Genomic DNA, 22371 nt, shown 5'->3' with positions numbered 1-22371 from the left:
GAAAAAAGTGCCCCGAAGGGAGAAACAGGGAAGGCAGAAATTGTTCAAAGTTCTCATCATATCTTGTGTCACTGACGAGAAAGTAGAATTCTGTGCTCGGAACTGATCCGGAAATGCTGACGCGTACGGCACCATCCCTTGACCTGGGGATCGCGCGGGTTCAGGTTACCCTTGAATGCGGGGTCTCGCGTTATTGAAGAATCTTGCTATATCCTCGTTAGTCATCTCTTTGTGAACCTTCCCACCGGACTGCGCTTAACTATCATCATGAAATCTCCCTATTCCCCAGCAACTTGAAGGGACTCACAGAGGGGTCGTACTCGTTCCAGTGTCGTTGTCTTACATCCTCATCAAGCAGGCTCCAGTCCGTTCTATTGGCATGGGAGTGACTTCGACAATCCAGTCCGCCGGGAGCAGAAATGCCACATTGATCCGTCAGGATAAAGCGGTCATGCATCGACTCAGAACCAGGTAAAGATTCCCAGAGAAACACCCTAAATCGATGGCCATCCACCGCTATCAGCGGCCTAAGCTTTTGTTCCCAGGCGGCGAGGTGGTCTGCAACGGTCTGGCCATCGGGCTTCTGTTTGTTCGCCTCCGCATGGATATCGATACGCCCTTGAAGCCTGGCATGTCCTCTTTGTCCAAAAACATTCGAACAGATGGTAACCGTGTCGAGGTAGCGTGATTCATGCGAGTTCAGCCAGGGGTCGATAAGCGCCAGGGATTTCGCATGACGCAATATCGGAGCAAGAGCGGCGCGGTAGTCGGCATTCGATTTGGTCAGCGGCAATGTCCTCTTCCGTCGACTGTTCCACCGCGCTGAATCCAAAGAACCAAAGAACTCGACCAAGGCATCGCATTCGCGTCCGCAACCGTCTATTAACGGTTGGCTCAGGACAATGGCGTGAAAGGGAATCCGGTCATGCGAGTCGAAGGCCAGGTTCAACCATTCTTTATCATTGCCGGGATCGCCAGCCATGCACTTCGGATGTCGAACCAGCCGATGCCGATCATGCAGCACTGAAAGACATGTAAGGACTTTATCTTTCAATGCGGGTGAAAGCGTCGTTGCCCGCTTCTTTGTTACATGACGTAACCACCGATCCTTATGGAGGGTTGCCAATAGGCCGTTTTCGGCTATCCCCCGCAAAAGTTCGACCAGAATAATGCTTGCTCTGCCGTCTGAGTTGGCTACGGATGCGTCGAACAGGTCAGGCGTCATGGCAAATTCATAAAGCACAGACAGTTCCTCCTTCATGCAAACCGTTCCCGGTAGCCTTCTTCAAAGAAGCCGCCCGGCCACGCGTCAAGGAGTTGACCCTCTTCATCCAATTCCAGATGGCGCACTGCTGATGATGTTCCTTTCGGCTGTACAAACAACACACACACGTCCTTCGGAGTGATAGGTGGAACTCCTTCAGACAGTTCGTCGTTGCTGGTTTCACGCATCCGACGCATTACGCGCAAAAGCAAGTGTTCGCTATGCGTTTCAATCAGGAACCTGTTCCTGCCTGGGCCAAGCGCAGATTGGATGAACACGTCTCCCAAGTCGGCCTGGAGCGCTGGGTGCAAATGGATTTCCGGTTGCTCGATAGCGACGATCTGGTGTTTCGAAGCATAAGAAGTCACCAGTACGGGTAGTACTTGGCTCACACCAATTCCTACATCTCGATGACTGACAACCGTATTACTTCTCATATCGACGAGATTGAGTTCATGGACTTCGGTGAGCCTTGCTTCGTTCTGTTTAATTTTCTCCAGTGCAGAATAGATTTCACCGAAAAGATCCCAGTCATAAGGTTCATCGCTGGCAAATCTCTGTTCCAGTGTTTCAATTACTTTGGTGTAATCCGCATCAAGGTCGTCAATTGTTAGCAGATGGCGTATACGAAGCTCGTATGGCGTCTGGAGTCGATCAGGCGCGGAGAGCCATTCATTAACCAGTTTCCGAACACTTGCGTCACGACGAATCACGTCCCACGCGTAGCCCCCGCCGGCATACCAGTTCGGATCATGGTGTTGAGAAAAGGCCAGATGGCGCGGCGGATAAGATCGCAGTGGTCCCAAGTATCTGAGCCGCGATAGTTCACCCGCGACCACCTGCCCAACACCTCTTAAAATTTCGTCGATCTTGCGGGGAAGGAAAGAACGCACTGCCGCGCTCAACTCCTCCTTTCTGTGGGCTTTGCTGATCGTAAAAAGCCTGGCCTGACCACCCGGGCTGAAGACATTTGATTCCGCCAATCCGTCCGGCAAAAACTGCGTGCTCTTTGCCACCACCTCTGGGACAAGCTCGGCAATCGCCTTGTCAAGACTCTCAAAGTCCTTCGGGTGAATCGTTTCGGTCGTGGTAGAAAGCATGACCATCGCCTTTATAACTTCCTGAAAAACAGGATGTTCGTGATCCAAGCGGTCGAGCTGAAGTTTACCGTCTCTGCGGCGGCTCATCCGGAGAAGGCTCTGGCCATCAGCGAGAAGTTCATAAGTGTGGATTTCAGGGACTGACTCCGGGAGTGGGCGGTCCTGATCGTCCAGGCTGATACCCAGGTTGAGAATCATCGTGACCTGCTTTACGGGCGCGAAAATTTCTGCGAGCCGGTCCTTGAATGAACTCGTATCCAGGTCCATGGCCCACCCGACCCGGCGATTGGCCTCACGCCTATGAACATACTGACGGAACCCACCCAGATCCACCGATTCGCCGCCTACATTGGTACGATGAACATCCAGATCGCCCGTCTCCTGCGCATGACGGGCGAGAATCAGGCTGTGCAGCACGCTCGATTTCCCGGAACTGTTCGCCCCATAGATCAGGGTCAAGGGACGGACAGGAATCCGCTGCGTTTCGGCAAAGGCCTTGAAATTTCCAATTCGTAAGACAGTCAGCATAAAAACCTCTTTTGAACCACGAAATACTCGAAATACTCGACCGAAGATCGCGTCCTTTATTTTCTTTTTCGTGTTTTTTGTGTGGTTCGTGGTTTATTCCTTTCCAGTTTCTTCACTTCCTTCACCGCTTCGATAAAGTGTCGTTCCACCGGGGAGAGTTCTTCCAGCGCCTGTTTGCGGAATTTTTCATATTCAATCCTTGCCTTTTCAACGGCCTCCTCGTGGCTTATTTTACCCGCATGGGTAAGTATATCCCGCTCGCTGACCTTGAGAAATTCATCCAGTTTGGCGATCCAGTCCTTCATGTACATGGGCCTGCGGCTCAAGGCTTGAAGTTCGGCAAAATCGAGGTACATAGCCACAATCCGGTTGAGCGTGTCCAGTTCCTCTGCGCTCAGGTAGTTCTTGGCGACTTCGATATCCTCCCGGGTCGGTCTGATCCCGGTCCAGGAGGTCAGCCCCATGTGCGGCTTGTTAGCATTGGCACGGGCGGCGATGATCTCGGCGGCGGTGTGGCCGACAGCGGCCCAGTGCATCTTGTTCTGAACGATCTGGAAGAAACGGCGGGACGTATCCGTGTTGGGGTCATAGTCAATGCTGGTGGCGTAAATATCGAGCACCTTGCGCCAGAAGACCTTTTCCGAGGCGCGGATGTCCCGGATGCGGGCCAGAAGTTCATCGAAATAGTTGCCGCCGCCCGCCTGCTTGAGCCGCTCGTCATCCAGGGTGAACCCCTTGACGATGTATTCCCGAAGCCTCTGGGTGGCCCAGATGCGGAACTGGGTGCCTCGGTGGGATTTCACCCGATAGCCGACGGAAATAATGACATCCAGGTTATAATGCTGGGTATCATATGTTTTGCCGTCTGCGGCAGTTATCCGGAAATTCCGGATAACTGATTCCGGCGACAACTCCCCTTCCGCAAATATGTTGCGGATATGTTCGTTGATGGTCCGCACATCCTTCTGGAACAGTTCTGCCATGAGCTTCTGCGTCAGCCAGACCGTCTCATCCTCCAGCCGGACCTGGATGCGTGTGCGGCCGTCCTCGGTCTGGTAAAGAACGATCTCTGAAGAATTGGGTTTTACGGACAGATTGGTCATGAGGTGCTCTTTATGTTTGGGCCACTGAATACAAGAAAATGGATTTCACTGGTTATTCCCTTTCTTGCTTTTCAAGTGGTCCGCGGTTTGTTTTACCCGAACTGTTCGTCCCATAGGTCAGGAGCAAGGGACGGGCCGGAATCCGCTGCGTTTCGGCAAAGGCCTTGAAATTTCCAATTCGTAAGGCAGTCAGCATGTCATCTCCCTATCACAGTTGCCTTAAAGATGATGGCGCAAGGTCCCAGAACAGTTGCGCGGCTTTGCAGCGCCCCCTTACGAGATAGCGACTCGAACGCGGGTGGGCTATTGGGGCGATTCGCTCCGACCAGTCCCTCATTTTGTCGCCTTCATCCTTGTATTTCTCTTTTAGCAATCCATCCTTAATTTCGGCCCAAGTCCTTAAAATGTAAGCAAACAGATCCGCGACTTGAGCCAAAAGGATGTGTTTCGAATCCGCAAAAAACGGAACATCCACAACCTGATTCAGAGCAGTTTGCTTCTTTTCCCGCCCGTAGAAGGTATCGATCCATTGAGGCGACTTATGGATGAGCAGGCTGAAGTCGGTTTCTTCTGAAACCTCCCGGTCAAAGATCAGAACACTATGGCCTTTGGTCTTGGCCTCACGCTGATGCTGCTTCTGCACCTGAAGGGTACAATGCATGGCAGCGGCACACCACTTAGATTTAAACTGTTTGAGCCGTTCATCCCTCGCAAATTTCTTCTCGTACTCTTCCTTATCTATTCCGCTGAACACGCACTTGTGCTTTCTGTTTTCAACCCAATTGAAAACCGCCTCGATAATCCGTGCCCGGTTAGCTCCATCGGTGCCGTGCCAAACCCCATTACCACGATAAAACTCACGAGAGTGGAATTCTTCTATCCGTCTTCCTGCCGCCTTCGAGAGATATCCGAGAAAATTCGCCCAAGCGTCTTTGGTGACGTGCATTCGAGTGGCATCAACTATAATCCCCGCGATCACGAGATAGGGTTCTTCACCCATACCGCTTTCATCGAAATAGCAGAATTTCATGATCCCATCCTCACGTTCAACGCTTTGGCCTGTGTCTCCATTTCCGTCAGAAGTTCCTTCATATGCGCCTCGCGCCATTTGGAGGTCAGATCGCCGATAAAGGCGCGGTGAAGTAGGAGAGCATATAAGGTTTCTAATTTTTCTTTTGCGGGTTTATGGTTTTTAATTTTTTTTATGAGCTTATCACAAAAAACTGAAAACTTATGGATAAGTTCTGCTGGTGGAACTGGGACTAGCATTGATTCAATTTGTCGAGGTGCAATGTTGGGTTGTCCAAACCCTCTTGCATACTGCCAAATATAATTTTGCGCATAATCTGTTTCCATAAAAAGGTGTAAATAATTAATTATTTCTTTTTCTTTTGTTAATGGTTGGAACCTACCCACACGCTGATTAAGCAATGCAGGTTCTTTAAGCCAAAATCTTCCCAATTTTCCTGTTGTAGCTCCGGTCAAAGCTATTAGAAGATCACCATTGTGTATGAAGTAGTTTGTATGCTCCTCACAAAAAAATGACGGTAAATGAGCTGAATTAATTGTGGAAACAACTTCTCCACAATTTATGTTACCAATGCGCACTAGCAAAACACCTTCTTCCACAAAATCTGCATTTTTAAATGCATATCCTCCTTGTACTTTTACCAGCTTAGAAAGAACATCGATAGGCCACCCTTTCGGATTCGTGGCCGGATCGCCGAACATTTTGTAGAAGAGGGCGGGGAGGATGCGGGCGGCTTTGGCGTCGGCTTCGGCGCGTTTTTTACGCAGCTGATCCGCCTGATCGAGGATTTCCACAATACGGCGTTGCTCGGAAAGAGCGGGAAGAGGAATTTTAAATTTCTTTAATGCAGTCTTGGTAACTTCTTTGAAAGTAGTTGATCCAGCTAAAGCGGTGATTTCGGCCGTATAGTGTAGCAAACAGTAAGCAAGATATTTTGCATCAACAAAATTCTTAGGAATGAAATTGGCAAAACCCTGATTCGTGGCGAGAGGGAGTCTTGAGATTCCAAGTTTTCCAATTGTTGCACGAGAAGAGAACAACACAGTCCCGACAGGAAGAAGCTGTGCGGAGATTGCAGCTAACCCTTCCTCAGTAATTTTGCCTGCCGTGTCACTCACATCGGCAATGCCTTTGCCAGGCATTGGGAGGTCGGTCGGAGTAAGCCATAGAATTGATCCGTTCCAATACTCTTCTTGAGTACGGCTTGGGGTACTCCCTCCGGTGATGGTAGCGATTTGACCTAAAGTTCGTGTTGGCCACCTCATTCGACTGCCTCCGCTTCGAACATCTTTGATCTGATATTTTTATTCGCCGGTTGCATAGGCCTTCTTTCAATCATCAACCTTGGGGTTGCGCGGTTTCTTTCGCTTCTCTCTCGCCAGGCCACTCAGTTCCGCTTCGATCTCCTCGACACTGGGCAAACTGGTCTTCAGGTCGCCGGGCAGGCTTTCGGCGAGTTGTTTCTGCCAGTCGGCCACACCCATGGGTTTGCCGAAGTCGCGCAGGGCATATTCGGCCTTGATCCTGTTCTTGCCCTTGCAAAGTAGCAATCCGATGCTCGGTTTGTCATCGGGATGGCGCAAAAGGTCATCAACGGCCGACAAGTACATATTGAGCTTGCCGACGAACTCCGGCTCGAACGGTACGGCTTTGAGTTCTACGACAATAAAACAACGCAACTTCAAATGATAGAACAACAGATCAAGATAGTAATCGCTATCCGAAAACTCCAGATGCACCTGCCGCCCGACGAAGGAGAATCCAGCGCCAAGTTCCAACAGGAATTTTTGCACATGATCCACCAGTGCTTGCTCGACCTCGCGCTCGCGACGAGGATCGGCCGTTCCAAGGAAGTCGAACAAATACGGATCTTTGAAAACTTGCCTGGCCAGGTCCGAGTCGGCGGGCGGTAGGGTTAAGGCGAAGTTATGAACCGCTTTGCCTTGGCGTTTGTGCGCTTGGCGATCAATTTGCTGCGACAGGATATGTCGACTCCAACCGTTCTCAATGGTTGCCTGGATGTACCAGCGTCGGGTGCTGGAGTCTTCAAAGCGGTCCAACAGGAGACAGTTGTGGGCCCAGGGAATTTGTGCAGCAAGCTGCTGCACAATTGTCCGGTCGGGCCAGGCGTCGGCAAAAGCCCGCATATACTTGAGGTTACGAGGGGAAAGCCCTTTCATATCGGGAAACGCCTCTCGCAGGTCGGCGGACAAGCGGTCAATCACTTTGGCGCCCCAGCCCTTGGCGGCCTGAAGTTGTAAAATAGCCCGGCCGATGTCCCAGTAGAGTATGACCATTGCTGCATTGGCTGACAGGGCTACCTGAAGACGGATGTCGGCAATGCGGTGCTTGATGTCCGACAGTAGGGAGCCATACTCTGCCGGCAGCCCAACATGCGTCGAGGGAACCGGCATGGCCACCCCTTTCCGTTTTCTGCCACGCTCTAAGCGTTCAGCCGCCTTTACACTCAGTTTATGTTCTTTGTGATTATCCATTTTCCACTTCCCGAAGCAGTTTCTCCAACCCCTCGGTGATCTCGCGTTCGATTTGCAGCACATCCCGAATAAGTTCGGCGGGATCTCCCTCTGGGATTTTCTCGGCAACCTGGGGTTTGTAGCGACCTGCAGCGAGGTTGTAATCGTTTTCCGTGACGGTTTTGATGCTTGCCCACCAGCAGCGGGGCTCTTCGGAATCGGACTGTAAAAGGGTTCCGGCTTCAACACCCGGCGGATTCGAAAACTTGGATTCCTTGTAGGCCTTCCACTCGTTTAGTAGATCTGGAATGTCATTGCGGTCAGGCGTTTCAGGTCGGCCACCGCCGGAAATCTTGTCCGGGTCAAAGCCGTCCGCACGCACCTCGTAGAACCAGACCTTTTCCTTGTGTTTGGTCTTTTTGTCCTTTTTAGTGCCTGAAGCCGGCCTCCGGAAGACCAGAACGCCGGTTTTAACTCCCGCGTAGGGTTTGAACACCCCGGCGGGCAGGGAAACCACGGCCAGCAAGTCGAAATCCTCGATCAGCTTGCGCCGCAGCTCTTTATGGGCCGCAGTGGAACCGAAAAGCAGCCCCTCGGGCACCACCACGGCACACTGTCCGTTCGGAGCCAGAGCCTCCATCATTACGCCCAGAAAGAGTAGCTCGCTCTTCTTGGAGTTGGTGGGCAGGTCTTTACGGATCGATTCTTTGGGAAGGACACCGGCAAAGGGAGGATTGGAAAAGATCACTTTGTAGCGACGGTTCAGATCGTCCTCGGTAAGGCCGCCCATGTCGGAAAGCGTATTGGCACGCTTGACGTTGGCCTGGCGGATGCCGTGCAGCACCAGGTTCATCATGGCGATGCGCATCATCTGACGCGATACATCGATACCATAGATGGACCGCTCCAAAAGCCCCCAATTGGGAACCTTTTCGCCCGGACCCTTTCGATAGGTCTGCAGTGTCGGGATGTCCTTCTTTGCTTCCTTGATGGACTGGTCGCGCTTTTCCAGCCACTCCTCGCCGTAGATGGGCACTTCCTGAGGTTCGGTGGAGTATCTGGCCAGGATGTACTCGATGGCATCGATGAGGAAGCCGCCGGTACCGCACGCCGGATCGTAGATTGTATCCCCGAGGTTGGGGTCAATCATCTCGACCATCATGGTTCGGATCTGGCGGGGCGTTCGGAACTGGCCGTTTAAAGCAGACTGCCCCAGGTGGGTCAGCAGATATTCGAAGATGTCACCCTTGACATCGGTGCCGAGCTTGGCAAAGTCGATTCCGTCGATCTCATCCACCACTTGTTTGAGCACGTTGGGATCGATAATCTCCAGCACGGCGTCGCGAAAATATTCGGCGATCTGCGGCTCCTCCTTCACCAGCGAAGCCATGTAGGGAAAAACCTGGTCGCGCACGAAGTCACGCAGGTCTGTGCCGCTCTTGAAGCGCCACTTGGACCAGCGGAAACGCTCGGCCTGTTTGGGGTAGAGCAGTCTGCCGTTACCGTTGGCCTGTTTTCCCATAAGCCGCTGTTTAAGTTCGCGGCTGGATTCCTCCTCGTCTAACAGCTTGAGGTAAATCAGATACGAAATCTGCTCGATATAGGTAACCGGATTGGTCACACCGCCGGCCCAGAGGATGTCGGTGATCCGGTTCAATTTTCTGCGCAAATCCTGGTTCATCGCTACTCCTTATGCGCTCGTCTCCGTGAAGACGGAATCGTTCAAATCCTGGATTATTTCCTTGAGCCCCTTCTCGCCGAAGAGCTCAACGCCCAGTTCTGCCGCATTTACATTGGAAAGCGGCGGCTCGAACAAATCGTCCAGTTCAATGCAGCCGCGGGCGATACCGCGGTTCTTGAGAAGTGACAGGTACTGCGCCTGCCGGGGTGTGAGCGATTTTGCCACCAGCCAGGCCTGGAAATTCTCGGTCAATTCTTCTTCGTGAGGTTTGATCCTGAACCTGCCAAGGGCGGCCTTGATAAAGTCGATCAGGTTGCCGCCCGGCCGGCGATAGGCCCGGCGAAGGTTCTCCTCGTTGAAATACATTGCCGGCCGGTTTAACCGGTCAGCCAGAGCCCTCTCCTCGTCTTCGGTGAGCAATTCTTCCTTCCGGATTTTCTGGATGATCGGGTCATCCTTCACAGCGGTTTGAACGCTTGTTTCCCACATGGTGACATAGTCGCGCTTGTCGACTCGCTCACCCTCCGACCCCACCTCCACATACGTGACTGCGTGGAGCCACTCGTCCTCGAGGCCAAGTTCGACAAGGTCGCCTGGCGGTTTGGGTGGCTTGCGTTCGCCGCCAGGAGCATATCCGATACCGATACCGGTGAAAATGTCGGTATCGCTATCGTTGAAGTAGTCGTGGTTACCAAAGAAGTCGTAGATAACGAATTTTTGCTTCTGGATATGATCTGCCGTGCGCGTTCCGCGCCCCCTCATCTGTTGGTAGAGGATGGGACTGCGTACCCGGCGGCACATGACCAAGTGAAGGACCTCCCGGCAGTTGAAGCCTGTGTCCAGCATACCTACACTAACAGCTACCTGCGGATATTCTTCTCGTTTGAACTTGCGGATGAGATCGTCGGCGTTGGCAACGTCGCTCGTGATAACCTCGGCATACTGGCCCTTGAGCTCAGGATGCAGTTCGTTCAGGAAATAGGCCAGTCTTGCGGCATGGTGCTTCGTGATGGCAAAAACGATGGTCTTGCCGGGCCCGGTTTTTTGACCGGGAGCCAACTCTTGATAGTTTTTCCAGGCGAGCCGGTCGAACTCCTGCATCATTTTCCTGTTAGAGTCTTTGTTGGTCCATTTGCGTTCAAATTCGGACGGGTCGTATGTTTGCTCATCGACCTGTGCCCCTTCAGCAAGGATTTGGGTGATGCCGGTGGCAAATTTGTACGGCACCAGATAACCGTCCCGAAACGCCTGCAGGATCGGAAAGGCGAAATCCGGCTGGCCGTCACGGCACTGGTAGAACTGGAAAGTGTTCCGCTCGATATAGGCCGATGGGGTTGCAGTCAGCCCTATGTGAAACGCATCAAAATGCGTGAGCGCGATCTGCCAGGAGCCATAGATGGAACGGTGACATTCATCGGCTATGACCACGTCGAAATAGCCACTGGTGAATTCCGTGTAGCGGCTGATCATGGTCTGGAGCAGACAGACCGTAATCTGTTGTTCCTGCCGGACCATGCCCGGACGTAACCAGTAGCTGCTGTGCTGGTTCAGAATGTCCTGAATGGCTTCGAGCGCCTGTTTGGCGAGTTGCTCCCTGTCTACCAGGAACAAAATGCGCTCGGCGCATCCGGCCTGGATGAGCCGCTTGATATAGATGGAGACGAGATCCGTCTTGCCTGTGCCGGTGGGGAGTTCAATCAGAAAACGGCGCTTGCCGAGTTCCACAGCGTGGTCCAGAGCCTGCATTGTTTCGCGCTGGTAGGGCCGCACCTGCCGGGTCTCACCCTGACGAAGGTAATACTCGGGCATTTCTACCGCCGCGAGCGGCCTGCGAGTTGCGCGCATTTCGACCAAACGCTCAAGATCACGGCGGGAAAAAAAGGAATTTACGATACGGGCGTCGTCGTTGCCGTAGTCCCAAAAATAGATGAGTTCACCATTCGTAAGAAAGATGAACGGCGCGCCGATTGTTTTGGCATACGGCAGTGCCTGTTGTTTGGCCGTATATGGATCTATGGCCGTGCGCTTTGCCTCTATGATGCTAAGGGGACGACCGCGCTGATCAAGCAAGAGGTAGTCAGCACGACCGGTGGACATACCATATCCGCCTTTCGATTCCCAGACGGGCTCGTTTCCATGGGGTGTAAAGAATTCGATAACGGTCGAAGTTGCATCGCGAACGGAGACCTCGGTTAGCACCTGCGACTTGTCGGCGGGGTTCCACCCTGCTTGGCGGAGCAGATCGTCGATTACAATTCTTGCATCTGCTTCAGAAGAATAATCCTTCACGGGCCTCCTCCTGAAATCTCGGCCGATCACTGCCACTGAGGGAAATAATCCGCAAGGTTTCTGTGTTTGAAGTATCGAAGAGAAATATATGATCGAATGAGCGTCTGGTCAGGAGAGAGGATGGGGCCAGGCTGTTCCTCCCGGTCAACCAATCCCTTGAAATAAAGGTCATGAAATCCTGTAAATGTCAGCAGAACATCCTTCATTTCTTTCCCGTATCCGGATTCTGAGAATCGGACTCCGCTGCTCCCCCTGTTTTTACCCACTCGTCCACCTCTTCTTTGCGGAATTTCCAGAGGCGGCCCATCCGGTACGCCGGCATTTGCTTTTCAGATATCCATTTGTAGACCGTATCCCGCTTGATGCCGAGATAGGCCGCGATCTCATCTACGGAAAGCCATCGATCTTCCATCACTGACTCCAGTCGCGCATGGTCTCGTCCCATCCTGAACAGCCTCAGTCCTGATGGCTTCGTAAAAAGTCCGGATGCTGCGTTGCGCTGCATCCTTCGTCACTGCGGCGTACCGCTAAGTACGCCTCATTCCTCAGGATTTGCGCGCCTTGCCTGCGGAGCTTTTTACGAAGCCATCCTCAACCAGATGTTTTTCGACTTTTTACGGGACCATCAGTCCTGACGGCTTTGAAAAAAGTGCGGTGCAGGATAGCCCCATTGGCTTCCATCGGGCCCGAACAGGACGGACTGGCATACAGTATACGAAAGTCGGAGTGCCTGTCAAAGGGTTTTTCCGAGTTGGGGCGCTTCCCATGATCTCTGTGCTTGACCGGCCGGGCAATACTGGCTATAAAATGACGAATATATATAAGAAAACGAAATCCATGGAGGGAATTCAGTCATGTCTCCGGATGCCCTGCTGGTGAATATTCCCCTTTTTCAGGCCTTGTCAGCCGCAGACAAGGCACGGCTTGTCAGTTCCATACAACGGCAGAGCATCAAAAAAAACGAAGTTCTTTTTAACAAGGGTGACGAAGGAACCACACTCTACGTTATTATCCGGGGCTCAATAAAGATTGTTCTTCCCCCGCCCTCGCCGCTGGGTGAGGAAGTGGTGCTGGCCGTTTTTTCGGACAGTGATTTTTTTGGTGAAATGGCTCTGCTGGACGGCATGCCCCGGTCGGCCGACGCCGTGGCATGTGAAGACTCGGAACTGTGTGTGCTCAACCGGACCGATTTTGTCGCTTTTCTTCAGAACAACCCGGCCGCGATTCAAGCGATCCTCACATCGCTTTCACTTCGCCTCAGAAAGACTGACGACTTCCTCCAGGACACCTGTTTCCTCAATGTTTCCGGAAGGCTGGCAAAAAAATTGCTTCAGTTGGTCGAAGAACACGGCAACGAAGAGCAGAACGTGGGATCCTTCGAACTTCCTCTCACCCAGTCGGATCTGGCCAGAATGGTGGGTGCTTCCCGTGAAAGCATCAACAAAGGGCTGCGTGTTCTCCGGGAAAAGGGGCTGATAACCGTGCAGGGCGGCACCTTTACCATACACAACATGCTGCGTCTGAAGCGACGCGTCAAATAGAGACCGGAGCCTCACTCACCGGCGAAAGATGATAGGGTGCAGCGACCGAGTCCGCTCTCGGGGACGGGCTCCGGCGGAACATATCGGCCCGCGGTTACACACCCTGAAGGTGATGACCGTCACTGAAAAGATGCAATGCCGGGTTGGTCAATGAAAAACTACATCCTCGCCCTCGATCAGGGAACAACAAGCTCACGAGCCATTCTGTTCGATCGGTCGGGCATGGTTGTCGCCGTTGCCCGGAAAGAGTTCAAACAGTACTATCCACACCCGGGGTGGGTTGAGCATGACCCCCGGGAGATCATGGAATCACAAATCACCGTAGCCAGAGAGGTTCTCGACAGGAACGGTATTTCAGCCGCCAGTGTCGCCGCCATCGGGATTACCAACCAGCGGGAAACTACCATACTCTGGGATCGAACAACAGGCGCTCCCGTTTTCAATGCCATCGTCTGGCAGGACCGCCGAACGGCTGACTTCTGTGAAACCCTTCGAAACCGGGGGTACGAAGCTCTGGTACACAACAAGTGCGGTCTCGTTATCGACGCCTATTTTTCGGGAACCAAGCTGCGCTGGCTCCTGGAGAATGTCCCCGGAGCCCGGGAAAAAGCAGAAGCGGGAATCCTTGCCTTCGGAACCGTCGACAGCTGGCTTGTCTGGAACCTGACGGGCGGCCGCGCGCATGTAACGGACACGACAAATGCCAGTCGAACCATGCTCTTCGATATCAACCGCCTTGAATGGGACGGGGAGCTTCTCTCGCTCATGGACATACCCGCGCCGTTGATGCCGCAGGTGGTGTCTTCAAGCGAGGTGTATGGTGAAACAGACCCCGCGTTTTTCGGCACGGCAATTCCCATTGCCGGAATCGCAGGTGACCAGCAGGCGGCTCTGTTCGGACAGGTCTGCCTGAAGCGAGGTATGATAAAGAACACCTACGGGACAGGGGCTTTCGTCATGATGCACACCGGCGCGCGGCGTGTACAATCAAGGAACAATCTATTGACCACCGTTGCCCTTACCGGAAACGGTACCACTGCCTATGCCATGGAAGGCAGTATTTTCGTGGCCGGAGCCGTGGTTCAATGGCTTCGCGACGGACTGGGAATCATCAAGAAATCCGAGGATATTGAACCGCTGGCCCTGTCTGTTCCCGACAACGGAGGTATCGTCCTCGTTCCGGCCCTGACCGGTCTCGGAGCCCCACACTGGAATCCCTACGCCCGGGGAACCATTTCGGGCATAACCCGGGGGACCACGGCGGGCCATATCGCCCGGGCCGCCCTTGAAGGCATCGCCTTCCAGGTCCACGACGTCGTTTCCGCCATGATCATCGACTCGGCAATTGAAGCAGAGGAGCTCCGGGTGGATGGAGGCGCGGCCTCCAATGACACCCTGCTGCAGTTCCAGGCGGACATCCTGGGAATTCCCGTGGTGAGGCCCGTCGTGTCGGAGACAACAGCCCTCGGTGCCGCATCTCTTGCGGGTCTTGCCGTCGGTTTCTATTCCGGCATCGACGAGTTGGAAACAAACTGGAAGAAAGACAGGGTTTTCTATCCCTCGACGGACTCGACGCGGACACGGGAATCCCTGAATGCCTGGCGGCGCGCCCTGGCCGGAGTCGCCTGCCTGTCAATCGGAAGCCCGACCGGGAACCCCCTGGAATGCAACGACTCTTCACGGGAGAGACACAATCATGATGAACAGAGATGACCTGCTCGCGAAGGTCGAAACCTGGAACGACGTCTGGGATTGCATTGTCATCGGCGGCGGAGCCTCGGGTCTGGGCGTCGCAATCGATGCAAGCGCCCGCGGCTACAGCTGTCTGCTGCTCGAACAATCCGATTTCGCCAAGGGAACATCAAGCCGCAGCACCAAGCTCATACACGGCGGCGTACGGTATCTGCAGCAGGGTGACGTGTCTCTCGTCATCGAAGCCCTCCACGAAAGGGGGCTGCTCAGGCAAAACGCGCCCCACCTGGTAGCCAACCAGCGTTTCGTCGTTCCAAGTTATGACTGGTGGGACGGCCCTTTTTACCGGGTGGGCCTGAAAGTGTATGATGTCATGGCAGGCAGGCTGGGGCTGGGCCCCTCGAAAAGCCTCTCCGGAAAAGAAGCTCTTGCGGCCATCCCCACTCTCAGGACGAAGGAACTCCGGGGGGGTATCGTCTACCATGACGGGCAGTTCGACGACGCGCGCCTGGCCGTCAACCTTGCCCAGACGCTGGCGGAAAAAGGAGGCACTCCCCTCAACTACATGAAAGTCACGGGACTCCTCAAAGCGGGTGACATGGTGAACGGCGTCACGGCCCGGGACATGGAAACAGGGAAGGAACTCGAAATATATAGCCGGGTCGTTATAAACGCGACGGGGGTTTTTGTTGATGACATACTGAAAATGGATAACCCCGCCGCCGAAGACATGGTCAAACCGAGCCAGGGGGTCCATCTTGTCGTGGACAAAACGTTTCTCCCCGGTGACACGGCAATCATGGTTCCCCACACCGATGACGGCCGGGTTCTTTTCGCCGTCCCCTGGCAGGGTAAGGTCGTTGTGGGAACCACGGACACGCCCGTGGAAAAGGCCGACCTGGAACCGAGGGCTCTTGACGAAGAGATTGAATTTATTCTTAATACGGCCGGAAAATACCTTGAAAAAGTACCCACCGAAAGTGATGTGCTCAGCGTTTTCGCCGGTCTGCGGCCTCTGGCCGCCCCGCCTGACGGAGGCACACCGACGAGAGAAATTTCCCGAAGCCACAAGGTGCTCGTTTCACCTTCGGGTCTGGTAACCCTGGCGGGGGGAAAATGGACCACCTATCGCAAAATGGGAGAGGATACCATCAACAAGGCCGCTCTCGTGGCGGGTCTGGAGGAACGCCCGAGCGCAACGACGAATCTGCGGATTCATGGCTGGCTGAAGCATCTCGATCCCCTGGATCCTTTGAGTTCATATGGATCCGACATTATTGCCCTTCGACGGATGATTCAGGGTAATCCAGCTCTCGCCGACCCGCTTGACCCCGCGTTACCTGTACTGAAAGCTCAGGTGGTCTGGGCGGTGAGAAAAGAAATGGCACGGACCGTAGAGGATGTTCTCTCCCGGAGAACCAGGGCGTTGATTCTCGACGCCAGGGCCAGCATCAGGATGGCGCCGGAAACGGCCAAAATAATGGCCGGAGAGTTGAAGCTCTCCAGGAAGTGGCAGAAAAACCAGGTCAGGGAATATACGGACCTCGCCCGGGGATATCTTCCGGGTGAGACATGACGTATCCGTCGTTTCCGCCCCGGTCGCGCCCGGAGAACCGGTGCAGGGCCGTACTTCCCGCAGGATGCCGTCAATCCTGCGAAAACGATTCTTCAAGAGATCTCAGCAGTCTGTAAAAATCGCCATTCCTGTCGATGTTCCTGTTTCGTACGAGCAGGGAATCAGGTTCTATGAGCTCGCTGAAGGGTATGCCGTCGATCTCGAGGTTGTCTCGCACGGTCACCATTTCACCTTTCCGTCCCTGTTCGATCAAACGGAAGGCGCCCACTCCCAGTTGGGACGTCAGCAGGACATCGTACAGCGACGGGGAATGCTGGCGGGTTTCATAACCCACCAGCTGGGGTTTGAAGCTTTTTTCCCTGCCCGTCTCCCTGTAGAGGCGGCTGAGTTCCCGGGCGATGCGGTCGCCTATTTTTGCCTCCGCCAATCGCGGGTTGCCGTGGCGATCCTGTTCAATGTGCTCCCTGTCTTCCGGCGGCAACATGTCGGCCAGCCCTTCGGCGATACAGAACACACCGTACCCTTTACCTATTTTTTCCCGCTTCAGGACGATTTCCAGAAGGTCTGACGCCAGTTCATGGGCCATGACAAAAGCCCGGCCCTCGTAGTCCTCGGGGATAACGGCCTTGGTTCCCCGTGCGAAGATGCTGGCCGCCGCGGTGTACCATCCGGCCCTTCGTCCCATGAGTTCCACCACATGATAACAGTTCGTGGCTTTCGCGTCGTCATAGAGGCCCCGTACCGATCTGCCCGCCGCTTCGGAGGCGGTTAAGAATCCGAAGGTCCAGGGAATGCCGAAATAGTCGTTGTCGATGGTTTTGGGAACATGGACTATGGAGCCCTGAAAGCACATATCGGGCATGTTCTCCTGGCGTAACAGTGCTATTTCATAGAGATAATTTCCTGTTTTGAGGGTGTCGTCGCCGCCGATGGAAATGACGGCGCCTATTTTCAAATATTCAAACGCATTGAGGACGTTGACAAGTTTTTCTGTTTTTGTCGGATTCTTCAGGTCGTCGGGGGCGGTGATGCCTCTGCCGGGATTGGCCCGGGATGTTTTCAGATAAAAGCTGTTCACGTCGAGAACATCGGAAATCACCTCCCGGGTAAGGGTAGCGTAATGTTTTCCCGGAACGAGCTTAAAGGGGTCCACCTCCTGGAGAAATTCGAAGCCGTTATAAAATCCTGTTACCTGGACACCCCGGTCCAGAAACTGTTTGGCAGCCCCGGCAAGAACCCGGTTCGAACCCGGGGCCGGGCCGCCCGAATGCAGTATGCCCACCCTCAGACCTCCTGAGCGGAGCCGCTGTATGGCGGGAGTGATATGTTCCGGATCGGTACTAACGGCAGGAACGGTTGCCATGGTATATCCTCCTATCGTGTATAACGCGTGACACAGCGGCACGGCCGCCGTTACCGTGTCACGCTTCACGGTTTCCCTGCGGCAGAGGTCCTCATCCAGTTGTCCGCGAGGGACATTGCAAGGATGGTGTCGTCCATGGAGTGACCATGGTAGTCTTCGGTCACTACCAAACCGTCGGCGAACCGGGTATTTACAGACCGTCTGGTTCCCGCCGTCATGGCCCTGTAGCCCTTCCTTCCCATCAGGGTCATGTGCTCCAGGTAGACACGGAACATACGGCATACAAAGGCCCACTCCTCGGTCCGGGCGCCACCGAACGTCACTGGGAGGTTCAAATCCTTCGATCGCCCGTCAAGCGCTTCAAAGAGAGTCGGAAGCTCCTGCCCGAGCAGGAGGGAAACGGTGTGCCGAAACTGGCTTTCCCAGGCGTGTCTTTCGTCGTTATCCCCCCCCCATGTCATTGTTGTTTCACCTGAAACACCGTTCCGCTGTTCAGGGAGTGCTCCTTTCCGTTTTCTGACAAAAATCACCCTCCCGCAGTCTGGGGAAAGGCTGTATTGCTGTAGAGGTATTCTACTTTCTCCTTGTGCTTCATCTCTTCAGAAGCGATCCGCAACAGCATATTCTTCACATCTCCCCGGGGATGCAAGTCGGCGAGTGACCGGTAGAAGGTATAGGAATTGAGCTCCCGGTGGGCCGCGACGAGGTAGACATCCTTGCTTTCCATGTTCTTTTCAATATCCGGAGCATCGAGGTGTTCGGCTATTTTGTAGTCGATGAATTCGACCATTCTGAGACCGCCGCTTCCAGCTGTACCGGCCTTGTACTGCATGAGGAACTCCTTGTGTTTTTTTTCCTCCTTCGAAAGAAAGTCAAGCGTTTCCCGTGCCGTTTCGTCCTCGACCCGGCTGTAGAGATCCCGGTAAAATGCGCAGGCTTCTTCTTCTCTCTCAATCGCGATGTCGATGACGTCATCCAGCTTCCTGTTTTTCATCACAATGCTCCTTTCTCCTCGGTTGATGTTCGTGTAGGAAGCGGCGGCAATCAAGCCGGTCCTTTGTTAAAGAGGTCCTCCAGCCGCTTCCGGACGCTGGAACCGTCATACCCCAGCCGGCACGATGTCAGAGCTTTCGTTTCAATGTCTGGGCGGCCCGGTGAATTATATCCCAGGCGCCACCGTAGGGTGGAGAATAGGCGAAATCAAGGTACCCTATTTCGTCTAAATCCATCCCGGCCCAGAGACAGGCCGACAGGGTGTTGATTCTGCCCACCGCACCGCCGTTGCTCGCAGCCTGGGCCCCGAGGAGCTGTCCCGTAAAGCGGTCCGCCGTCAGTTTCAGGCCCATCCGTGTCCGGCCGGCCATAGTAGGAGAGCTGAAAGTCTCCCAGGTGATGTTGCTTACAGGATCATAGCCGCTCTTGCGAGCCTCGCTTTCATCGATGCCCGTGGCAGCCAGTTCCAACCCGAAAAGCTTGAAGCTCTGCGCTCCTACCACACCGGGGAAACGCATGGGATAACCGCCTATGGTGCTCCCGGCTACACGGCCCTGTTTGTTGGCGACGTCCCCCAGGGGAACGTTGATCCATTCTTTACTGATCCTGTGGAAAACCTCGGCACAGTCACCGGCGGCGAATATCTCTTCCCGGGCCGTTCTCTGTGAGAAGTTGACCTTCAGGGCGCCCGACGATCCCAAGGCGAGACCGGCTTCCGCAGCCAGGGTTGTTTCAGGCCTGACACCCAGGCCGAAGATAATGATATCCGCCGTCAGTTCCCCATCTGTAGTCAGCAGTCGAAGCCTTCCGTCCGATTCCTTCTCAACGGCCCGGGGCATGGTTTCCATTATGAATGACACGTCGTGGCGCAACAGTTCATCGAGGGCATACCGGGACAACTCGTCATCCCACCGGTTGACGGGCAGGGTACCTCGGTGAACCACGGTGGTATCGATTCCCCTCATGCGAAAGGCCTCCGCCAATTCCATGCCGATGAACCCGGCTCCCACGATAACCGCCTTTTTGCACTGTCTTTTTTCAAGCCAGGTTTTGATCCCGATACCATCGGAAAGATTCTTGAGAACAAAAATTCCCTCCAGGTTCTCGCCGGGTATACCGGGCATGACCGCCCTGGTTCCCGTTGCCACAACGAGCGTGTCATAGGCTACGGATTTTCCATTCGATGTTCTGACGACACCCCTGTCCGGTTCGATCGCTTCAACGGCTGTTTTGAGGTGCACATGAATGCCCGACGCGGCAAATTCCTCCGGTGTTCTGGCCACGAGCCCCTCGGCTTCCTTGATTACATCACCGATGTAATAGGGCATCGGTCAGGCCCCGTACGAAACGAACTCTCCCGCCTCAAATATCTGTATTTCCAACGATGGGTCCCGCCGCCTCGCTTCAGCCGCCGTTGCAGGGCCACCGGCGGCTCCTCCGATAATAACCAGTCGTTTCCCCATGGTTTGTTCCTCCCTTACGTTATGTTTTCTGTCGCTTGCAGATCAGAATCCATACAGTGGCTCCCGCAACCATTACGAGGCACAGAACCTGGCCCATGGTCAGGAAACCAAACAACAATCCGAGATGGGCATCGGCCTCTCTGAAGAATTCAATAAAAAAGCGAACGGTTCCATACCCTGCCACATAGAGGGCAAGGATCGAACCCTCCTTCCAGTCCCTCTTCCTCACTGACCAGAGAAGAGCAAAAAGAAGCAGGCCTTCGAAGAAAGCCTCATAGAGCTGTGAGGGATGACGGAGGCTTTTCGTCACGTCCGCGGGAAAATACATGCCCCAGGGAACGGTGGTGACCCTTCCGTAGAGTTCCCCGTTGATGAAATTCCCGACCCGCCCGAAAGTATATCCCAAGGGAACGGCGGATACAATGAGATCCATGAACCTGAAAAACCGAACTTTCCGGCGGCGGCAGAAGAAAAAAGTCGCCAGGAAAACACCCAGCGCTCCACCGTGATACGACAACCCGCTTATACCGGTAAACCTGAACCCGCCGGACCATGTAAAAGGCAGAACTATCTCCAGGGGACGGACGGCAAAATAGGACACGTCATAGAAAAGAACATAGCCCAGCCGTGCTCCAACCAGGAGTCCCACAATTGCCCAGATAAAAAAATCCTGAATTGTTTCCTTTGAGTATCCGTACCTTTCTGTCCGGAGTCTGTACATCACAAGCAGGTAAGTACAGAGAAAGGCTGCCAGGTACATGAGGCTGTAGTACCGAAGCTGAAAGGAGCCGACGCTGATCAGGACCGGATCGATCGACGCGGGAAGGTTCTGCCAGCGTTGCAGGAGTTCGTCCATCAGACGTCACTCACAGCCTCTCCCCACCCTCTCCGTGAGGGGCGGATGACGAGGCATCGTGGTGTGGGACCTACTTGCAGGTACCGCAGGACGTTGCGGCGCAACCGGCACATCCGCCGCCTCCTGAACCACTCATCCCCGAAAAATCTGAGTATGACGGTTCTCTTTTCGACCTGCACCGGGACATCAGTTTTTCCGCACCTACATGGCTGCAGAGAGGACATTCAACGTCGCAGTCCCGATCCCGCATCGACCCGAGCCGTTCAAAATCATTTTTACACGCTTCACATCGATATTCGTAAATTGGCATGGCCCTTCTCCCCTCCCGAAACAGTATGGACAGTCCTGTCACAAGCACCGTGTCTTCTTCCTCAGAGGGATTTCAATATGACCGGTCCCGGAGTTCATCCACGTAGAGTTCCGCCTGGTAGGCGGCCGTGGCTCCGTCTCCGCAGGCGGTTACGATCTGCCGAAACGGTTTGACTACACAGTCACCGGCCGCAAAAAGTCCCCGCTCAGACGTTCGCATCTGACTGTCGGTAACAATATAACCACCTCCGTCGGTGGTTACAAGTCCCCTGATGAAATCTGTCAGGGGATCCAGGCCGATAAAAATAAATACTCCTTCCACGGGAAGAGTTATGTATGCATCGGTACCTTTGAGCTTCTTCACCCGAAGCCTTGTGACACCGGTATCTCCTTCGATCCTGTCCACAACACCGTCCCAGCAGAAATCGATCTTGCTGTTCGCGGATGCTCGTTCCTGAAGAATCGCCGACGCCCGAAGCCGGTCTCGACGATGCACGATGGTTACCCTGTCGGCAAATTTCGTCAGATACAGCGCCTCCTGGACAGCCGTGTTACCCCCTCCCACAACGGCCACGGACCGGTTTCGATAGAAGGGACCATCACAGGTGGCACAGTAGGACACACCCCTGCCGATGAATTCTTCTTCGCCGGGAACGCCGAGGGATCTCCACCGGGCCCCGGAAGCGACAATGACCGACAGAGACCGGTATGACGCGAGATTGGTGTTGATCGTCCACCCTTCCACGGCTCCCAGAGACGTTTTTTCAAGCGAAAGGACATCTTCCGCCCTCGCCTCCGCGCCGAAGCTCAGGGCCTGCGTCCGGAGCCTGTGGTGAAGTTCAAAACCGTTCACCTCGGGAATGCCGGGATAATTTTCCACTATATCGGTGACGGTAACCTGACTCACGGTGGATGATCCTTCCAGAACCAGTGTTTTCATGGCCGACCGCGAGGTGTACAGCGCCGCCGTCAAGCCCGCCGGCCCCGCTCCTATAATGAGACAGTCAAACACATCATCCGGTATTGTGCTATCATTCATGTATCCACTCCTCTTTTGCGTGGTTCCGCTTTCGCCGGCTATTGTCGGTGACCTTTGTCGTTGCGCGAAC

20 protein-coding genes are annotated in these 22371 nt (G+C 54.2%); 3 read left to right on the top strand and 17 right to left on the bottom strand.

Going from position 1 to position 22371, the window contains the following annotated elements; genetic code table 11:
- Positions 1-265: 265 nt before the first annotated feature.
- The 10 genes from M0Q23_00870 to M0Q23_00825 all read right to left on the bottom strand — a co-directional run bounded on the left by M0Q23_00870 (position 266) and on the right by M0Q23_00825 (position 11881).
- Positions 266-1261 carry a hypothetical protein gene (locus M0Q23_00870; protein ID MCK9527201.1) on the bottom strand — a complete coding sequence of 332 codons (996 nt, stop codon included), beginning with the start codon at positions 1259-1261 and terminating at the stop codon, positions 266-268.
- Positions 1258-2892 carry a DUF3696 domain-containing protein gene (locus tag M0Q23_00865; protein ID MCK9527200.1) on the bottom strand — a complete coding sequence of 545 codons (1635 nt, stop codon included), beginning with the start codon at positions 2890-2892 and terminating at the stop codon, positions 1258-1260. Before M0Q23_00865 ends, M0Q23_00870 begins: the two co-directional genes overlap by 4 nt.
- 56 nt (positions 2893-2948) lie before the next feature.
- Positions 2949-3995, bottom strand: coding sequence for a virulence RhuM family protein (locus M0Q23_00860; protein MCK9527199.1), 1047 nt, complete (start codon positions 3993-3995; stop codon positions 2949-2951).
- A 208-nt stretch (positions 3996-4203) separates the two neighbouring features.
- Positions 4204-5025, bottom strand: coding sequence for a DUF3800 domain-containing protein (locus M0Q23_00855; GenBank protein ID MCK9527198.1), 822 nt, complete (start codon positions 5023-5025; stop codon positions 4204-4206).
- Positions 5022-6290 carry a restriction endonuclease subunit S gene (locus tag M0Q23_00850; GenBank protein ID MCK9527197.1) on the bottom strand — a complete coding sequence of 423 codons (1269 nt, stop codon included), beginning with the start codon at positions 6288-6290 and terminating at the stop codon, positions 5022-5024. The genes M0Q23_00855 and M0Q23_00850 overlap by 4 nt, the downstream gene beginning before the upstream one ends.
- Before the next feature lie 66 nt (positions 6291-6356).
- Positions 6357-7520, bottom strand: coding sequence for a PDDEXK nuclease domain-containing protein (locus M0Q23_00845; protein ID MCK9527196.1), 1164 nt, complete (start codon positions 7518-7520; stop codon positions 6357-6359).
- Complete coding sequence (locus M0Q23_00840) at positions 7513-9180, bottom strand: type I restriction-modification system subunit M (GenBank protein MCK9527195.1); 1668 nt, start codon at positions 9178-9180, stop codon at positions 7513-7515. The genes M0Q23_00845 and M0Q23_00840 overlap by 8 nt, the downstream gene beginning before the upstream one ends.
- 9 nt (positions 9181-9189) lie before the next feature.
- Positions 9190-11469 carry a DEAD/DEAH box helicase family protein gene (locus M0Q23_00835; protein ID MCK9527194.1) on the bottom strand — a complete coding sequence of 760 codons (2280 nt, stop codon included), beginning with the start codon at positions 11467-11469 and terminating at the stop codon, positions 9190-9192.
- 26 nt (positions 11470-11495) lie between these two features.
- On the bottom strand, positions 11496-11675 hold the full coding sequence (locus M0Q23_00830; GenBank protein ID MCK9527193.1) for a hypothetical protein: 180 nt from the start codon (positions 11673-11675) through the stop codon (positions 11496-11498).
- Positions 11672-11881 (bottom strand): helix-turn-helix domain-containing protein, encoded by a 210-nt coding sequence (locus M0Q23_00825; protein MCK9527192.1) that lies wholly within the window; start codon positions 11879-11881, stop codon positions 11672-11674. The genes M0Q23_00830 and M0Q23_00825 overlap by 4 nt, the downstream gene beginning before the upstream one ends.
- Before the next feature lie 442 nt (positions 11882-12323).
- Between M0Q23_00825 and M0Q23_00820 the strand changes: the two genes are divergently transcribed.
- The 3 genes from M0Q23_00820 (at position 12324) to M0Q23_00810 (ending at position 16278) form a co-directional block, all read left to right on the top strand.
- A complete protein-coding gene (locus M0Q23_00820) occupies positions 12324-13010 on the top strand; it encodes a Crp/Fnr family transcriptional regulator (protein ID MCK9527191.1) in 687 nt (228 codons plus the stop codon).
- Positions 13011-13160: 150 nt separating this feature from the next.
- Positions 13161-14723: a glycerol kinase GlpK gene (gene glpK, locus M0Q23_00815; GenBank protein ID MCK9527190.1), complete on the top strand. Its 1563-nt coding sequence runs from the start codon at positions 13161-13163 to the stop codon at positions 14721-14723.
- Positions 14707-16278 carry a glycerol-3-phosphate dehydrogenase/oxidase gene (locus tag M0Q23_00810; protein MCK9527189.1) on the top strand — a complete coding sequence of 524 codons (1572 nt, stop codon included), beginning with the start codon at positions 14707-14709 and terminating at the stop codon, positions 16276-16278. Before glpK ends, M0Q23_00810 begins: the two co-directional genes overlap by 17 nt.
- A gap of 70 nt (positions 16279-16348) precedes the next feature.
- Here M0Q23_00810 and M0Q23_00805 read toward each other — a convergent pair whose 3' ends face one another.
- From M0Q23_00805 to trxB, 7 genes are all read right to left on the bottom strand, one after another.
- Positions 16349-17641: a 6-phosphofructokinase gene (locus tag M0Q23_00805; GenBank protein ID MCK9527188.1), complete on the bottom strand. Its 1293-nt coding sequence runs from the start codon at positions 17639-17641 to the stop codon at positions 16349-16351.
- A gap of 65 nt (positions 17642-17706) precedes the next feature.
- Positions 17707-18102: a hypothetical protein gene (locus M0Q23_00800; protein MCK9527187.1), complete on the bottom strand. Its 396-nt coding sequence runs from the start codon at positions 18100-18102 to the stop codon at positions 17707-17709.
- 65 nt (positions 18103-18167) lie between these two features.
- On the bottom strand, positions 18168-18635 hold the full coding sequence (locus M0Q23_00795; protein ID MCK9527186.1) for a ferritin family protein: 468 nt from the start codon (positions 18633-18635) through the stop codon (positions 18168-18170).
- A 127-nt stretch (positions 18636-18762) separates the two neighbouring features.
- Entirely contained in the window at positions 18763-19962 is a 1200-nt protein-coding gene (locus tag M0Q23_00790; protein ID MCK9527185.1) for an FAD-dependent oxidoreductase, read from the bottom strand.
- Between the two features lie 154 nt (positions 19963-20116).
- The gene (lgt, locus tag M0Q23_00785; GenBank protein MCK9527184.1) at positions 20117-20953 is read right to left on the bottom strand and encodes a prolipoprotein diacylglyceryl transferase; all 837 of its coding nucleotides are present in this window, start codon (positions 20951-20953) and stop codon (positions 20117-20119) included.
- Positions 20954-21023: 70 nt separating this feature from the next.
- Positions 21024-21263: a zinc ribbon domain-containing protein gene (locus tag M0Q23_00780; GenBank protein MCK9527183.1), complete on the bottom strand. Its 240-nt coding sequence runs from the start codon at positions 21261-21263 to the stop codon at positions 21024-21026.
- Between the two features lie 72 nt (positions 21264-21335).
- On the bottom strand, positions 21336-22301 hold the full coding sequence (trxB, locus tag M0Q23_00775; protein ID MCK9527182.1) for a thioredoxin-disulfide reductase: 966 nt from the start codon (positions 22299-22301) through the stop codon (positions 21336-21338).
- Between the last annotated feature and the right edge of the window lie 70 nt (positions 22302-22371).

It is taken from the genome of Syntrophales bacterium, assembly GCA_023228425.1.
In the GTDB taxonomy this organism is placed as follows: domain Bacteria; phylum Desulfobacterota; class Syntrophia; order Syntrophales; family UBA2210; genus MLS-D.
The sequence above is the reverse complement of the archived record's forward strand: the minus strand, read 5'-3'. Positions and strand labels throughout refer to the sequence as shown.

Coding starts and splice junctions, on each gene's coding strand:
- trxB (MCK9527182.1), bottom strand. CDS start 22,301: ATGAATGATAGCACAATACCGGATGATGTGTTTGACTGTCTCATTATA.
- M0Q23_00805 (MCK9527188.1), bottom strand. CDS start 17,641: ATGGCAACCGTTCCTGCCGTTAGTACCGATCCGGAACATATCACTCCC.
- M0Q23_00795 (MCK9527186.1), bottom strand. CDS start 18,635: ATGAAAAACAGGAAGCTGGATGACGTCATCGACATCGCGATTGAGAGA.
- M0Q23_00855 (MCK9527198.1), bottom strand. CDS start 5,025: ATGAAATTCTGCTATTTCGATGAAAGCGGTATGGGTGAAGAACCCTAT.
- lgt (MCK9527184.1), bottom strand. CDS start 20,953: ATGGACGAACTCCTGCAACGCTGGCAGAACCTTCCCGCGTCGATCGAT.
- M0Q23_00860 (MCK9527199.1), bottom strand. CDS start 3,995: ATGACCAATCTGTCCGTAAAACCCAATTCTTCAGAGATCGTTCTTTAC.
- M0Q23_00820 (MCK9527191.1), top strand. CDS start 12,324: ATGTCTCCGGATGCCCTGCTGGTGAATATTCCCCTTTTTCAGGCCTTG.
- M0Q23_00825 (MCK9527192.1), bottom strand. CDS start 11,881: ATGGAAGATCGATGGCTTTCCGTAGATGAGATCGCGGCCTATCTCGGC.
- M0Q23_00870 (MCK9527201.1), bottom strand. CDS start 1,261: ATGAAGGAGGAACTGTCTGTGCTTTATGAATTTGCCATGACGCCTGAC.
- M0Q23_00810 (MCK9527189.1), top strand. CDS start 14,707: ATGATGAACAGAGATGACCTGCTCGCGAAGGTCGAAACCTGGAACGAC.
- M0Q23_00850 (MCK9527197.1), bottom strand. CDS start 6,290: ATGAGGTGGCCAACACGAACTTTAGGTCAAATCGCTACCATCACCGGA.
- M0Q23_00840 (MCK9527195.1), bottom strand. CDS start 9,180: ATGAACCAGGATTTGCGCAGAAAATTGAACCGGATCACCGACATCCTC.
- M0Q23_00780 (MCK9527183.1), bottom strand. CDS start 21,263: ATGCCAATTTACGAATATCGATGTGAAGCGTGTAAAAATGATTTTGAA.
- M0Q23_00830 (MCK9527193.1), bottom strand. CDS start 11,675: ATGAAGGATGTTCTGCTGACATTTACAGGATTTCATGACCTTTATTTC.
- M0Q23_00790 (MCK9527185.1), bottom strand. CDS start 19,962: ATGCCCTATTACATCGGTGATGTAATCAAGGAAGCCGAGGGGCTCGTG.
- M0Q23_00845 (MCK9527196.1), bottom strand. CDS start 7,520: ATGGATAATCACAAAGAACATAAACTGAGTGTAAAGGCGGCTGAACGC.
- glpK (MCK9527190.1), top strand. CDS start 13,161: ATGAAAAACTACATCCTCGCCCTCGATCAGGGAACAACAAGCTCACGA.
- M0Q23_00865 (MCK9527200.1), bottom strand. CDS start 2,892: ATGCTGACTGTCTTACGAATTGGAAATTTCAAGGCCTTTGCCGAAACG.
- M0Q23_00800 (MCK9527187.1), bottom strand. CDS start 18,102: ATGACATGGGGGGGGGATAACGACGAAAGACACGCCTGGGAAAGCCAG.